This is a genomic window from Acidithiobacillus ferrivorans (assembly GCF_016250455.1).
Lineage (GTDB): Bacteria > Pseudomonadota > Gammaproteobacteria > Acidithiobacillales > Acidithiobacillaceae > Acidithiobacillus > Acidithiobacillus ferrivorans.
Genome location: NZ_CP059488.1, coordinates 2464871 through 2478790, shown reverse-complemented (window position 1 = coordinate 2478790; position 13920 = coordinate 2464871). Strand labels below are relative to the sequence as shown.

At 60.4% G+C, this 13920-nt stretch carries 16 protein-coding genes; 1 reads left to right on the top strand and 15 read right to left on the bottom strand.

The window, feature by feature from the left end:
• Nucleotides 1-152: 152 nt before the first annotated feature.
• A complete protein-coding gene (locus H2515_RS12400) occupies nucleotides 153-488 on the bottom strand; it encodes a type II toxin-antitoxin system PemK/MazF family toxin (protein ID WP_065413513.1) in 336 nt (111 codons plus the stop codon).
• Nucleotides 485-622: an antitoxin MazE-like protein gene (locus H2515_RS16570; protein WP_368604810.1), complete on the bottom strand. Its 138-nt coding sequence runs from the start codon at nucleotides 620-622 to the stop codon at nucleotides 485-487. The genes H2515_RS12400 and H2515_RS16570 overlap by 4 nt, the downstream gene beginning before the upstream one ends.
• Between H2515_RS16570 and H2515_RS16140 the strand changes: the two genes are divergently transcribed.
• Nucleotides 575-715, top strand: a complete 141-nt coding sequence (locus H2515_RS16140; RefSeq protein WP_232821381.1) for a hypothetical protein — start codon at nucleotides 575-577, stop codon at nucleotides 713-715. The genes H2515_RS16570 and H2515_RS16140 overlap by 48 nt on opposite strands.
• 254 nt (nucleotides 716-969) lie before the next feature.
• Here H2515_RS16140 and H2515_RS12390 read toward each other — a convergent pair whose 3' ends face one another.
• The 13 genes from H2515_RS12390 to holA form a co-directional block, all read right to left on the bottom strand.
• Nucleotides 970-1476 (bottom strand): hypothetical protein, encoded by a 507-nt coding sequence (locus H2515_RS12390; protein WP_035191828.1) that lies wholly within the window; start codon nucleotides 1474-1476, stop codon nucleotides 970-972.
• Nucleotides 1476-1808, bottom strand: a complete 333-nt coding sequence (locus H2515_RS12385) for a DUF3579 domain-containing protein (RefSeq protein ID WP_035191827.1) — start codon at nucleotides 1806-1808, stop codon at nucleotides 1476-1478. The genes H2515_RS12390 and H2515_RS12385 overlap by 1 nt, the downstream gene beginning before the upstream one ends.
• A gap of 64 nt (nucleotides 1809-1872) precedes the next feature.
• Complete coding sequence (galU, locus tag H2515_RS12380; RefSeq protein ID WP_065413512.1) at nucleotides 1873-2769, bottom strand: UTP--glucose-1-phosphate uridylyltransferase GalU; 897 nt, start codon at nucleotides 2767-2769, stop codon at nucleotides 1873-1875.
• Between the two features lie 79 nt (nucleotides 2770-2848).
• The gene (locus H2515_RS12375; protein WP_198660268.1) at nucleotides 2849-3544 is read right to left on the bottom strand and encodes a DUF502 domain-containing protein; all 696 of its coding nucleotides are present in this window, start codon (nucleotides 3542-3544) and stop codon (nucleotides 2849-2851) included.
• Nucleotides 3545-3616: 72 nt separating this feature from the next.
• Nucleotides 3617-5002 carry a sigma-54-dependent transcriptional regulator gene (locus tag H2515_RS12370; protein ID WP_035191824.1) on the bottom strand — a complete coding sequence of 462 codons (1386 nt, stop codon included), beginning with the start codon at nucleotides 5000-5002 and terminating at the stop codon, nucleotides 3617-3619.
• A gap of 1 nt (nucleotide 5003) precedes the next feature.
• Nucleotides 5004-5495, bottom strand: coding sequence for a hypothetical protein (locus tag H2515_RS12365; protein ID WP_014028154.1), 492 nt, complete (start codon nucleotides 5493-5495; stop codon nucleotides 5004-5006).
• Entirely contained in the window at nucleotides 5495-6979 is a 1485-nt protein-coding gene (locus tag H2515_RS12360; RefSeq protein ID WP_065413510.1) for a sensor histidine kinase, read from the bottom strand. The genes H2515_RS12365 and H2515_RS12360 overlap by 1 nt, the downstream gene beginning before the upstream one ends.
• A 271-nt stretch (nucleotides 6980-7250) precedes the next feature.
• Nucleotides 7251-8927, bottom strand: a complete 1677-nt coding sequence (gene recN / locus H2515_RS12355) for a DNA repair protein RecN (RefSeq protein ID WP_198660267.1) — start codon at nucleotides 8925-8927, stop codon at nucleotides 7251-7253.
• A complete protein-coding gene (locus H2515_RS12350) occupies nucleotides 8927-9814 on the bottom strand; it encodes an NAD(+)/NADH kinase (RefSeq protein ID WP_198660266.1) in 888 nt (295 codons plus the stop codon). Before H2515_RS12350 ends, recN begins: the two co-directional genes overlap by 1 nt.
• Nucleotides 9815-9881: 67 nt before the next feature.
• A complete protein-coding gene (locus H2515_RS12345; protein WP_198660265.1) occupies nucleotides 9882-10619 on the bottom strand; it encodes a type III pantothenate kinase in 738 nt (245 codons plus the stop codon).
• Nucleotides 10616-11557, bottom strand: coding sequence for a biotin--[acetyl-CoA-carboxylase] ligase (locus H2515_RS12340; protein WP_198660264.1), 942 nt, complete (start codon nucleotides 11555-11557; stop codon nucleotides 10616-10618). Before H2515_RS12340 ends, H2515_RS12345 begins: the two co-directional genes overlap by 4 nt.
• Nucleotides 11538-12794 carry a glutamate-5-semialdehyde dehydrogenase gene (locus tag H2515_RS12335; RefSeq protein ID WP_198660263.1) on the bottom strand — a complete coding sequence of 419 codons (1257 nt, stop codon included), beginning with the start codon at nucleotides 12792-12794 and terminating at the stop codon, nucleotides 11538-11540. Before H2515_RS12335 ends, H2515_RS12340 begins: the two co-directional genes overlap by 20 nt.
• 90 nt (nucleotides 12795-12884) lie before the next feature.
• Entirely contained in the window at nucleotides 12885-13919 is a 1035-nt protein-coding gene (gene holA / locus H2515_RS12330) for a DNA polymerase III subunit delta (RefSeq protein ID WP_198660262.1), read from the bottom strand.
• Nucleotide 13920 lies beyond the last annotated feature (1 nt).

Sequence of the window (13920 nt, the reverse complement as noted above, 5' to 3'; positions counted from 1 at the left end):
GTCATACAGGCCATCATCAAAGCCATGAGCACGTCGAGGCAGAAGATACTAGTCTGGATTATGTCGTACTCCCCGCCGAAGAAGCACTGGAACCAGCGCAGATCCAGGCAGAACCGGCACGGGTGAAAATTCGCCCGGTTGGCGACAAACGGCTACTTTGCGATACCTAAAAACACCGCCAGGCAACGACTCACCTCTATTATCACCTGCGCGCTAACGGAACCAAATACGGGGCCCAACTTATCGCGCTTTACCGTCATTACCTTGTCGACCATGATCTGTGAAGTCTTTTGTAATCCATTGGTCCCGTCAGGATGTACTGTTATCCGGAACAATGGCGCATCCACTAGCGTTCCCGACAGTAGTAACACGGTGACGGTCGCCTGCTCGCTAAACTGATCAGACTGCACCACCAGCGCCGGTCTTGGTTTCCCGAAGTCACCCCGTATAGCCACCGTCAACAAATCACCACGCCGCGCGTCGTTCACTCGTCCAAATCATCCAGTGCGTCATCCAGAAACTCCATCAGATCCGTATCCGCCCTATCTGCTTGGGCAGCTAATCGGGATTGGCGATGGCACTCTTCTGCAAATCCGGGGCGGCGCGTGTCTGGCACCCAGATTTGAACTGGACGGAGGCCAGCTCTGCGCAGAGCATTGCGGCACTTTTGGACGCGCTCATTCACGTGGGTGGTCATCATGAAATCCTCTCTTGAGTGACCCGGAGCAGTATGCCCAGATAATTTGTTGCATGCAACAAATTGGCGCGTCACAGTGCGTCCTAACGGCCGGATTAGACGTGGCAGTCGTTGAGTCGATGATCTGCCAAGCCAAGGTCCGTGACCTCTGATCGTGAGGCCCTATTTCAGCGCGCAAGCGATGGCCATGTGACTGCCTGCTGCACATTCAACCCATCCCGGTAACTATGGTGGACCCCGGCGATATGCAGGATGGGGGCGGTGTTGTGCCTTCAGCCCGAGCGCCCGACAGGGGCATAGAGGTATTCATAAAAGTTGTCCATGGCGATGCCTTGCGTGTCATAGCCCGTGGCCTGAACGACATCACCTTTGACTCTCATGGCGACCATACAGGCATGCTGAGCTGGGAGCGTGTCGGCTGTGACGAAAGAGGGGCCGTTGCGGCCGCAGGCATTACCGGGATATTCCCGATTCAGGCGGGAGACCAGCGTCTGTACCACATGCCAGGCTTGCAGCGGAGATGCGGCGGCGAAGGCGCGTTCGTTGTGCCAGGCGGCTTCTATGGCCTGGCGTTCCTGGTCAGTAGGTGCTTGTGAGAGCGCTTCCCGGTGCAGTTGATCCAGAGCCTGCAAGGTGACATAGAGGTCCGTACGCGCACTGCTTTGTTGGCCAATGACGTGGACGCTCAGGGCGATGGCAAGGACGCCATAGGTAATGATGATGATGCCGATGGTCCAGGCAAAACGCAGGCGGGCGGAGGCGGACGGACGTTCTGCCATCAGGTATGGCGGCGCTGAGTCTGGTAGTGGCGGCGGGTGGGTTGCTGTACCCGGCGATCGGCGATGCTGCCTTCTTCATGCCGCACCTGCAGGCGATTTTCGGCGGCGAAGCGCATGATTTCGGCAAAGGCCTCCGGGCGAATCTCTTCTAGGCTCTCGTCTATGATAATGGCGGCGTTGCCATTGATAGTGGCGGGTTCAATGAGGGGCAGGTAATGAATCTTGTGGTCGGCGCCGAAATGAGCCAGTCCAACCCCTTCAATGAGCATCTCCGCCCAGGCGGAGGGGCGGAATTTGCCACCGCTTTCGGTAACGCCGTCGATGATGATCATGGATGCATGCGCTCTTCGGGGAAACGAGCGATGATAGCGCTCCTTTCGGAGAGAATGAAGGGAGTCACGGAAAGGTCTCAACCGGGGCCGGGTGTTGGCAAAGGCTGTCAATGTACTGAGTGAAATCGGCACCTATCTCGGGGTGCAACTTGCCAAAGGCGATGGTCGCCTTCAGATAGCCAAGTTTGTCGCCGCAATCAAAGCGCCGCCCGGAAAAAAGATAGGCCAGCACCTGCCGCTCTTTCAACAGGTGGGCGATGGCATCCGTCAGTTGAATCTCGCCACCCGCGCCTTGCTGCGTCTGTTCCAGAAAGTGAAACACCCGCGCGGGGAGGATGTAGCGTCCCACTACGCCCAGATTAGAGGGCGCGTTTTCGGGCTTGGGTTTTTCGACGATGCCGCTAATCTGGTAAATACGATCATCCCAGGGCCGCGCGTCGACCACACCGTAGCGGGTGGAATGTTCCCGTGGAATTTCTTCAACACCGAGAATACCCGCTTGATAGCGGTGGTACTGTTCTACCATTTGTGCGAGCACGGGTGGGTCACCGAGCATAAGATCGTCGGCCAATAAAACCGCAAAGGGTTCGTCCCCCACCACTGGGCGAGCCATCAGCACCGCATGCCCGAGCCCAAGAGGGTAGGGCTGGCGTAGGAAAATGGTGCTGACATGGCTGGGCAGAACGCCCCGCACTTGCTCCAGCAAGGCCATCTTGCCGCGTTTTTCCAACTCGATTTCCAGTTCGTAAGAAACGTCGAAGTGGTCTTCGATGGCACGCTTGCCACGTCCGCTGATGAAAATGAGTTGGTCGCAGCCTGCGGCGATGGCTTCCTCCACAGCATATTGAATGAGTGGCTTATCCACTACCGGCATCATTTCCTTGGCGCTAGCCTTGGTGGCCGGAAGAAAACGAGTGCCCAGGCCGGCCACGGGGAAGACTGCTTTGCGCACTTCAGCCATGCTTCATCTCCTTATTTAGTATGACAAGAGTATAACGAAGACTGTGGGTTTGCCGCAAAGCGCCCACTGAATGGAGTTATCACTGGTTTGGATCAGAATGACTTGTTGCTGTGCCTCTGGTTGATTCACCGTTGGCACCCAGCTTATCACGGATGGCTTTTCCTCCCCCCATCCCGCCCGCCATGGCGAAGCGCAGAGCCTGCTGCGGGGTGAGATCGGGCAGGGGGATGACCTTGTCGCGTGGTACGATGCAGGTAAAGCCACCGATACCGTAGCTCATGGGGATAAACACCGCGATACATTCCTCGGGCAACCGGGGCAGTTCGCTGAGGGTGTCGCGGGTGACCAGACCGATGAGATAACCCATGTCGCCGCCTTGGCGAACCAGTACGGCACTACGGAAACCACGGTCCGTCCCGCCAAACAGCAAGCCTACCGTTTCGTGAATAGTGCTGTAGAGGCTATGCAGTACGGGAATGCGTCCGAGTACGGTGTTCAGTTTCTCAAAAATCCAGGAGGTCAGGACATGGGAGGCGAGGAAACCGACACCAAGAATAGTCATCAGGGTGAGCAACAAGCCCAGACCGGGGATATCGACGCCAAAAAGCGCCTTAATCGGTGCCTCAAAAAGGCTGTTCAGCCAGCCGCCAATCCACAGCACTACGTAAACCGTCAGCCCAATGGGTAGCGAGATGAGCAAACCCTGAGCGAACCAGCGACGCAGGTGGATGCGCTGGAGGAGGGGTTTCTGGGCAATGGGGACGGGTAGTGTCATCAGGCCGGTGACGGAGTCAAAGTAGGCTCAGCATAGCAAAATCGGTGATGGGGGCAAAGCACCGGCGTATCGCTATTCTTCATCCCGATCCTCCTGACCCTTGAAAAGCTGCGGAGCCAGACTGTGTTTGCGCATCAATTTGTAAAGATCAGTCCGATGTCGGCCAGCTATGCGCGCGGCTCGGGAGATGTTGCCATCCGTAGCGCGCAAGAGGTTTTCCAGATAGGCGCGCTCAAAGGCAGCCTTGGCATCTTGCAGGGGTGGAAAAGCACTCTGACCGCCTTGGCGACCTGTGTCGGGAATGGTGTCGGCAGCGACCCAGCCTTTTTCAGTGACTGCCGCGGCAAAAGTGACGACATTCTCCAATTCCCGGACATTGCCGGGCCAGGATCGTTGCATCAGTTTGTCGAGGGCTTCGGGGCTGAAGCCCAGAATATCCCGATTCAGTCGCTGACTTTCCCGATCAAGAAAGTGCTGGGCCAGCAGGAGAATATCTTCCGCTCTTTCACTCAGGCTGGGAACCCGCAGCGGGATGACATGCAGGCGATAGTAAAGGTCCTCGCGGAAGGCACCACTGGCGGTAAGGGCATGAATATCTTGATGGGTAGCGCTGATGACTCGCAGGTCGACAGTCATCTCTGTTTTCGCGCCGACGGGACGCAGGCTGCCTTCCTGAAGGACGCGGAGCAATTTAACCTGCAGGATAAGAGGTAAATCGGCAATTTCATCCAGGAAGAGGGTGCCGCCGTTGGCGCTGCGGATTAATCCGGCATGGTCTTGAGTGGCGCCGGTGAAGGCGCCTTTGACGTGGCCAAAGAGCTCACTCTCCGCCAGCTCGGCGGGTATGGCACCGCAATTGACTGCAATGAATGGACCGTCACAGCGCGGGCTGGCATCATGGATGGCGTGGGCGACACGTTCCTTGCCGGAGCCGCTTTCTCCGGAAAGGAAAACGCTGGCTTTCGAGCTGGCAATACGCGCCAATTCATCCACCAGCGCGGCCATGGCTGGGCTGCGGTGGAGAATGCTCTGCCCCGCCTGTTCACGCAATGCTGTCCGCAGTTTGCGAGTTTCCTGACTGGCGTGGCGCTGTACAAGGGCGGCTTTGGTTAGCTCTTGGAGCTCTTCGTTGCTGAAGGGTTTGCTCAGGTACCCGAATGCCTGCGCACGCATGGCCGCAACCGCGTTGGGGATGCTGCCATGGGCGGTGAGCAGAATGACCGGCAGGTCGGGGTCAAGCGTTTGCACCGCCTCGAGCACGGCCATCCCATCCATGCCCGGCATGCGCAGATCGGTGATGACCAGATCGGGTCTCTCCATGTGCAAAATCTGCATGCCTTGGGCAGGATCACTGCTCGCCAGAACACAATATCCCTCACTTTCCAGCCAGAGACCGAGCAGGCGCAGAAAGTCGGGATCATCGTCAATGGTGAGAATGGTGGGGATAAGTTTGGGCATCTTAGGGCCGCTTGAGAACGTGGTGGTCAAGAGATTTTTCGGCATGGTCGTGGAGGAGATTTTCCAGGCGATGCAGACGTGCTTGTGCGGCTGCGGATTGTGCATGGGTGGCCGCTAATTGTGTCCGGGTCTTTCGGAGTTCTGCTATACATGCGTAATTGGTGGCTGTGCGTTCTTGCAGAACGTGGACGATGCGCCGCAGAGGAAGTGTCTTGGCAGCCACTTCCTTATTCTGAGCCGCTAGCCCCAACTCTCTCGCCGCATTTCCCAGTGCCGTGCTATCCAGCGGCCCGTTACTCAAGTAAGCATTGGCTAACGCCACGTGGATGCGTGCGCAAGCAGCGGATGTGGCCTGGCCACAGTGGGCGAGATCGCTGAGCGGTATGTTGCGTGTTGCCCTGGGCAGGGGGGGGGTAATTTGTGCGCACGCACTCAGCATTGCGGCAAGGCTGAGGGTGGCAAAAATCGGAAGGAGGCTCGTGTGTCGGCGCATCAAATGGCTTCGACGTTGCGCACAGCGGGTAACCAGATTTCAGCGCAGAGACCGCCGCTGGGGCGATTGTGCATCCTGATCCAGCCGCCCTGGGCGGCCACCAGTTCGCGGGTAATCGCCAGACCCAGGCCGGTGCCGCGCGGCAGGCTGTTGCTGACCGGTACCTGATAGAAACGTTCAAAGACCCGCTCCAGCAGGGCATCAGGAATACCGGGACCATTGTCGCTGACGCTAAAATGAACACCCTTCTGCTGCGCCGTTGCACGGACCTCAATTCGTCCGTCTGCCGGACTGTATTTATGGGCATTGCTGACCAGATTGGTCAGAATCTGGCGCAGTCTTTGCGGATCGGCGTAGACACTGAGTTGCTCCGCCCCGTTACAATCCAAGGTCTGATTTTTTTTATCCGTTAGTGGTTGCATACGGTTTTGCAGGTCGACCAGCACTTCGGCAACCGGGAGATCCTGCGGTGAAAAATCCAGGGAACGCGCTTGCAGGGCGTGCATATCCAGCATTTCATGGATGGCGGCATACAACTCTTTGACTTGGCGGACGATGATTTCGAGCACTTCGTGCTGGCGCGGCAACAGCGGGCCGATGCGCTCACTGAGCAGGAGCTCGCTGCCGGAACGTGCCGAGGCCAGCGGGGTTATCAACTCGTGGGATACCTGGCTGAGAAATTCATGTCGCAAACGTTCTTCTTCCCGCAGCCGTGCCTGCATGCTTTGGATACTGCGGGCAAGATCGCGGAGCTCCTGAGGGCCTTCACTGGCGACATTCGTCAGTTTGCCAGCGCCAATATCTTCCACGGCACGACGAAAGTCCTTGAGGGGTCGGGTCAGGGCGGTGGCTACCCGCCAGGGGATGAGTATGCTGAGTAAAGCGGTGATGAAGACCAATGCATAGAGGAGCTGGACGGCACGGGTTCGCGCCGCAGCGGCTGCAGCGCTTTGCTGGGTGAGAAGTGTCGCTATCGCTAGATGTACGGCCTGAAATTTTTCTTCGACGGCGGCTTTGCTGGTCTGTTCGGGGGCACTATTGCCAACGGTCTGCGCATAGGTGGCCAGACTGCTTTGCAATTGTTGCATGGCCACCGTGAGAGCGGGGTGATTATGGGTGGCGCGTTGTAGTGTTTGCAGAGCATCCTCTTCGCTGTTCACCAGCTGAGTGAAGGTCTTTTCATAACCGGCTTGCGGCAGCACTTGGGCAAGTCGACGAAAAAAATTCGCTTGATGCTGGGTGTTTTTAATCTTTAGCAGTTGTTCTTGCAGGGGTAATCCGACATGAATGAGCGTATCACTGCTGTTGCCGAGGGTATGAATAGAGCGAACCGCGACGTAGACCACGCCGCCCACCAGTAGCAGTATCGCCAAAGCGACCAGTAATACCCGCCGCGGGATGGAGTCGGCTCTGTTATATTCTACGCGCGTCGGGACGACTGACTCGCGGTCTGTGCTGTATCCTTCCATAAAATCGGCCGCCATCGGTTCTCCGGGTTTTTGGCACTGGACGCGCATTTGTGTGCCCAGAATATCCCTCACCAGCCAGATTGTAAGCGACCCGAGCGTCAAGGCCTAGTGTGGACTGTTGGCTACGCCCGAATATTCTCTTGTGAACGGGACAACTTGGCGTTGTGTCGACCCGGTAGGCCGTCGTCCACGTTTTGCTGGGAGACCGGCGGGGGGACTGCCAAGGTGATGTTTCTCGCAGTTTGCGCCTGATGTCCGGATTTTTGCAAAAGGGATGCGTGCGTGCTCAGAGTTCGGTGCTGGCCAGTAAGGCGGCTGCCGCCTGAGTTACCGCGTCGCTGATTTCAATGCCGCCCAGCATGCGGGCGATTTCCTGCTGGCGTTCGGTGCGGTTCAGTGTGCGAACCGCGCTGAGGGTCTGCCCGTTCATGACCTGTTTTTCTACCCGCAGGTGCTGGTGTCCCTGGGCGGCTACCTGTGCCAGATGGGTGACACAGAGGACTTGCTGGCGCGCACCGAGGCGGCGCAGCAGGCGGCCAACCCGTTCGGCGACCGCGCCGCCGATGCCCACATCCACTTCGTCGAATATGAGGGTATCAATGCGTTCGGGCGCGGCAAGAATAACCTGAAGCGCAAGGCCGATACGTGACAGCTCGCCGCCGGAGGCCACTTTGGCCAGGGGTTGGGCGGGATGGCCGGGGTTGGCGGTAATCCAGATTTCCACCTGATCCCAGCCGGTATCGCGCCACTGTTTTTCGGTTTCGGGATGGCTGTCCAGGCGTAGCTCGATGGCCGCATGGGGCATACCTAGTTGCTGGATTTGCGCGACAACGGCCTGGGCCAGTGCATCCTGCTGTTGTTGGCGTGCGCTGCTGAGGATTGCACAGTCCCCGCGGTAGGCCGCCCGCGCCTGGGCCAGTTCGTGCTCGGCGGCGCTGCGCGTGGCATCGAGATCTTCGCGGGCCAGCAACTCTTGGCGCAGCGTGGCTAGCTTGGTCAGCAGCCCGGCTATGTCGCAGTGGTGTTTACGTTGCAGATCCTGCAGGAGTTGCAGGCGCTGGGCGATGCTTTCCAGCCGCTCTGGATCGGCCTCCAGGTTGGTGGCATAGGCGCGCAGGCTGGTAATGGCTTCTTCGGTTTGAATCAGGGCCGAGTTGAGCAATTCATCGCAGTCCGCGAGACGGGGATCGTGGGCGCGGGCGGCGCTCACGTGGCGTTGCGCTTCGGCGAGGGCGCGCCCAGCGGCGGTATCTTCGCCATCCAGCCGGGCGAGGGCGGCCAGGATATTTTCCCGGAGCTTTTCCACGGCGCCGAGGCGCTGTTCCTCGCCGCGCAGGTTTTCCCATTCATCGGCCTGCAAGTCGGCGGCTTCCAACTCGGTGAGCAGAAAGCGCTGCCAGTCTTCCTGTTCGTGCTGTTTGCCCTGCTGTTCCTGTAATGCGGCGCAGCGCTGGGCGGCCTGACGCCATTGCCGGTAGCGGTCGGCGACGGCGCTGAGGGCTGTCTCCACTCCGGCGAAACGATCCAGCAGAAACAGTTGGCGCTCCGGCTGAAGCAGGCTCTGATGCGCATGCTGGCCGAGAAGCTCGACCAGGGTTTCACCGAACTCTTTGAGCTGGCCATTGGTGACACTGCGACCGTTGATGAAGGCACGGCTGCGGCCGTTGCGCTGAATGATGCGGCGCAGGAGGCAGATGTCCTCGTCTGCGATTTCTTGTTCGCGCAGCCACTGGCGTGCGGGGTGCTCCGGACTGAGTCCGTATTCGGCACTGATTTCCGCCTGCTCGGCACCATGGCGGATGTCTTCGGCATGGCCTTTGTCGCCGAGCAGCAGGGCGATGGCGTCCACCAGAATGGACTTGCCCGCGCCGGTTTCGCCGGTCAGTACGGTCAGCCCAACCGCAAAATCGACACTGATGGCATCAATCAAAGCAAAGTCACGCACTTGCAGGTTGAGGAGCATCAGTCTTCTCCGGGGGACTCAGCCCAGTGCAGTTTGCCACGCAGAATCTGGAAGAAGTTTTCTTCCTCAGGGTGGATGAAGCGAGCGGAGCAGGATGCACGACGGATGACGATTTCGTCGCCGATCTCCAGGGGGACGCTGCAATGACTGTCCAGGCTGAGGGCGGCGGGCTGGCGGCGGGCCGTGAGGCGGGCGCGGATTTTTACGGTATCGGCGACGACCAGAGGCCGCGCGGTCAAGGTATGGGGGCAGATGGGGACGAGGAGGAGCGCCGCTAGAGTGGGTGTAAGGATGGGCCCACCCGCTGACATGGCGTAGGCCGTGGAGCCCGTGGGGGTAGCGATGATGAGTCCGTCAGCGCGCTGGGTGTAGACAAAGCGATCGTCTATCTGCACCTGCAATTCGATCATGCTCTCGCCACCGCCCTTGTGGATGAGGACCTCGTTAATGGCGAGGCCAGAATAGGCGCAATCCTGCCCACGCCAGAGTTCAGCGAGGAGGACGCTGCGCAGGTCCTGTTGATAGTGGCCCTCCAGAATGGGCGGCAAGGCTTCGCTGACTTGGTCGATGGAGAGGTCGGCGAGAAAGCCGAGACGCCCTTGATTGATACCGAGAATAGGGATACCGCTTTGTGCGGTCTGCCGCGCCGTCCCCAGCAGGGTACCGTCGCCGCCGAGGGCGATGACGAGGTCCGAATCGGCTTTTGCTTCTGCGAAAGAGAGTAGTGGTAGTCCCAGACTTTCGCCAATATCTGCCGCACACCCGGTTTCGAGAAAGGTAGGCAGGCCCTGGGCCAGCAAAAAATCCCGCAGGCTTTGCAGTCCGGGGCGGACTGAGGGGTCACGGTATTTGCTGACGAGCAGGACACGCTGGAAGGGTTTAGCCATGGGGATAGCCTACATGGGGGCGGGGCTGGCGCCAAGGGGCTGTGGCCATTTTTGCGTGGCTTCGATCTTAGGGCGGGGCATCACCTTGTATCCACAAATAAAGGCCCCGCAGGAGCAGGTGGGGCTGATAGAAGCTGCCGGGGATGCCGGGTTGCCAGCATTCGGCGTCCCCGCCGGTGATGAGGATCTGTGCCTGGGGACTGCGCTGGCGATAGTCGGCGATGGCGCCGCGCAGGGCATCAGTGAAGAGGTGAATGATGCCCGCCTGAATGGCGTCGCTAGTGTTGTTGCCCAGCATTTCTGTTGCGCTGCCCAGCACAACTTCGGGGAGGAGTGCCGTACCCTGATGCAGACTGCGCAGGCTCATGGTGATACCTGGCAGGATACGTCCACCCCGGAAATGCCCGCCAGCCAGCAGGTCGATCGTGATGACGGTGCCCATGTCGATGACGATGCTGTCTTGCCTGGGGCAGTCCATGGCGGCGGCGAGCAGGCAGCAGCGGCGGTCAAAGCCGAGGCTTTCCGGCGGATGGTAGTCGTGCGGCACGGCGCGGCGGAAAAAGCCGGGGTCGGGTTCGCGAACCGCTGCTGTGGATAAGACTTCCCGCCAGGCGGCAAGCGCCGCAGGTACTACGCCGCCCAGCGCGACGGCTTCCCGGTTAAGCGCGTTGAGCCATGTCAAGCCGGGCTGCTGCAGGATTTTCGTGGGTGGCAGTGCAGTGGCAACGCTGGTGCTGTCAAAATGCACGCCATCCTGGGTGCGCGCCAGCAGGGTGCGGGTATTACCGACGGCGATGAGGATCATGGATGTTGGGGCCGCAGGCTGACATCGCCGACATTCAGCCAGGCCGTATCGGTATTCGTGTAAGAGACCTGCAGACGTCCGTCCGGGCCGAGGCCCAGCACCTGGGCCGTACGCACGCCCTGCGCGTCGCTGATCTGAACGGGTTGGTGGGTCAGGCGATCGGCCTCCTTCCATGTCGGCAGGAAGGGTGTGAGGCCCACCGCCGCAAAGCGCGCGAAGTCTTCCTGCCATTGGCGGAGAACAGCACCGGCGAGGGTGTTGCGGGTGACCCTGATGTCGAGATCGGCGAGGCTCACGGCGGTGGCGGGTAGAGCGGGGTCATCGTGGATGTTGAGTCCCAAACCGACCACCAGCCGGGTCTCTCCGTGGCCACGTGGACGCGCCTCAACCAGGATGCCCCCCAGCTTGCGCCCCCCTACCCAAAGATCATTGGGCCACTTGACCCAGAGATCAGGCAGGCGCGCCTGCAGCAAGGTGAATACCGACAGGGCGGCAACGATGGTGAGTGCCGCATTGACCGGGCGGTACTGAGTCCAGCCATAGCTCAGATAGAGATGACGCCCAAAAGGGGAAGACCACTGGCGCCCGCGCCGCCCGCGCCCGGCCCACTGGCTCTCGGTCAGGCAGACGTCGACGCTGGTATCCTGCAACACTTCGGTATTGGTCGAGGCGCAGCACAGCGGCAGGTGGATATGTGCCGGGTCGATGCCGCCGATGGTGGCAATTTCCTGGGCGGAGAGCGACGCGGCGGGATATTCCAGGTGCACACTGCCATCCTGCGCATAGAGGGGGAAGCCCCATTCGGCGGCCTCCGCCAGCAGCGCAGGCTGAAGCCCGCCTGGATTGTCGGCAGGCCAGGCATGGGGCAATCCATCGGCCACCGCCGCCAATAAGACCTGCAATGCCGTCGAAGGCGCGTCAGGAGCGGATATGGCCATCTCCCAGGACGATCCATTTTTGCAGGGTCAGGCCCTCCAGTCCCACCGGCCCGCGTACATGCAGGCGGTTGGTGGAGATGCCGATCTCTGCACCCAGACCGTATTCAAAGCCATCGGCAAAGCGGGTGGAGGCATTGACCATGACGGAACTGGCATCCACCTCGCGCAGAAAGCGGCGGGCGTGGGTGTAATTTTCGGTGATGATGGACTCGGTATGCTGGGAGCCGTAACGGTTGATGTGTTCCATCGCGGCGTCGAGATTGTCCACCACTTTGACGGAAATGATCGGTCCCAGGTACTCGGTGGCGTAGTCCTCTGCGGTGGCGGCGATGGCACCGGGGATGCGGGGCAGGCCGCGTTCGCAGGCGCGTATCTCGATCCCCTTCTCCTGCAAGGCCGCGGCGATAGGACCGAGCAGGTCATCCATCCGCTCCTGATGAATGAGCAGACTCTCTGCCGTATTGCAGGTGCCCAACCGCTGGGTTTTGGAATTGACGACCACTTTGAGCGCCTTGCGGGGATCGGCGTCGGCGTCCACATATACATGGCAGTTGCCATCCAGATGCATGATCACGGGTACGGTGGCTTCGGCCTTGATGCGGGCGATAAGGCCCTTGCCACCGCGGGGAATCACCACATCCACATGGCGATCCATGCTGATCAGGATACCCACAGCCTCACGCTCGGCGGTATTGACGTACTGCACCAGATCCAGGGGCAGGTTGGCCTTGCCGAGGGCAGCGCGCAGGCGCTCGGCGATGGCCAGGTTGCTGTGCAGGGACTCGGAACCACCACGCAGGATGACGGCGTTACCCGATTTGACGCAGAGGCCGGCGGCATCGGCGGTGACGTTGGGGCGCGATTCATAGATCATGGCGATCACGCCGAGAGGCGCACGCATATGCCCCACCTGAATGCCGCTGGGGCGGTAACGCAGGTCGGTGATCTCACCCACGGGGTCGGGCAGGGCGGCAATTTCTTCGAGGCCTTTGGCCATGGCTTCGATTCGGGCTTCGTCCAGACGCAAGCGATCAATGAAAGCATCATCTTTACCCGCTTCTTCGGCGCTGCGTAAATCTTTGCGGTTGGCGCGTTGCAGATGGTCGGCGTCGCGGCGCAAGAATTCCGCCATGGAGCGCAGGGCGCTGTCTTTGGCGGCGCTGTCCGCGCTTTGCAACCGGCGCTGGGCGCTACGGGCGCGTTCACCGATTTTTTCCAGTTCGCTACGTAAATCCAAGATGGAGCCTCCTGTGCTGGGCTCGGGCCGGACGTGAGGGCAACGGCAAGCCCACCGCTGATCCGTGCCGGGAAACGGCACCCGCGTGGCTTAACCCGCGCGGGTATTGTTGGTATTGTGCCGTTCCGGAGCCATTCCGGCAATCCGCAGGCAGAGATCGGTCAGTGCCAGCCAGACCGGCGTGGGGTCCTGTCCCTTGATGCGGGCGTCGATGGCAAGGCAGTCCTCAATGCCCGCTAGCAGCCCCGCGCGGGTCAGACGCCGGGCGGCATTGCGCAGCCAGCCCTGCCGGGGCGGGAAAATACGGTTCTGCTGGAAGAATGCATCGGCATCCACGCCGCCAGCCCGCAATTCAGCCAGCAGGCGTAGGTCCTTGTGCAGGACCCAGAGACACAACGCCGGTTCACCGTCGCCACTGCGCAAGCGGTCGAGAATGCGCAGGATTTGTTCCGTCTCGCCGCGCAGAACCGCATCGGCGAGGTCGTAAATGGTGAACTGACTGCTGTCTGCCAGTACCGCACGGATAGCGGGGACATCAATGCTCTGTCCCGGATAGACCTGTTGCAGCCGCTGAATGGCCTGATGGCAGGCACTGAGATTGCCGGCACTGAGGTCAGTGAGCAACTGGACAGCGGTGCTATCGGCCTGCATCCCGGCGGCGCGCAGGCGCTGCTCTACCCAGCGCGGCCAGTCCTGCCCTTCCGGGCGATACAGCAGGAGCGTGTGGCCGTGGGTCTCGACGGCCTTGAACCAAGCGGTTTTCTGTGTGCTGGCGTCAGGGCGGGGGCCACTGAGAATCAGCAGGGCGTCGGGAGGTGGCGAGGCCAGCCAGTACTGCAGAGCGGTGCTGCCTTCTTTGGGGACTTTGGGACTATCCAGACGCAGCAGGAGCAGGCGTTGTTCAGCGAAAAGCGAACCGGCGTTCCGCTCGTCGCGCAAGGCATCCCAGACAGTACCGTCTTGCTGGTCGAGGCGCTGTTTCTGGGCGAAACCATGCTGTGCCGCAACGGCGATCAGGGCGTCTTCTGCCTCCTGCAAGAGCAGGGGTTCATCGGAAAAGAGGCCGTATACCGATGCCAGAGTGCCGCGTAAATGGCTGGCCCATTGCGCTGGCTTCAGCCGCATT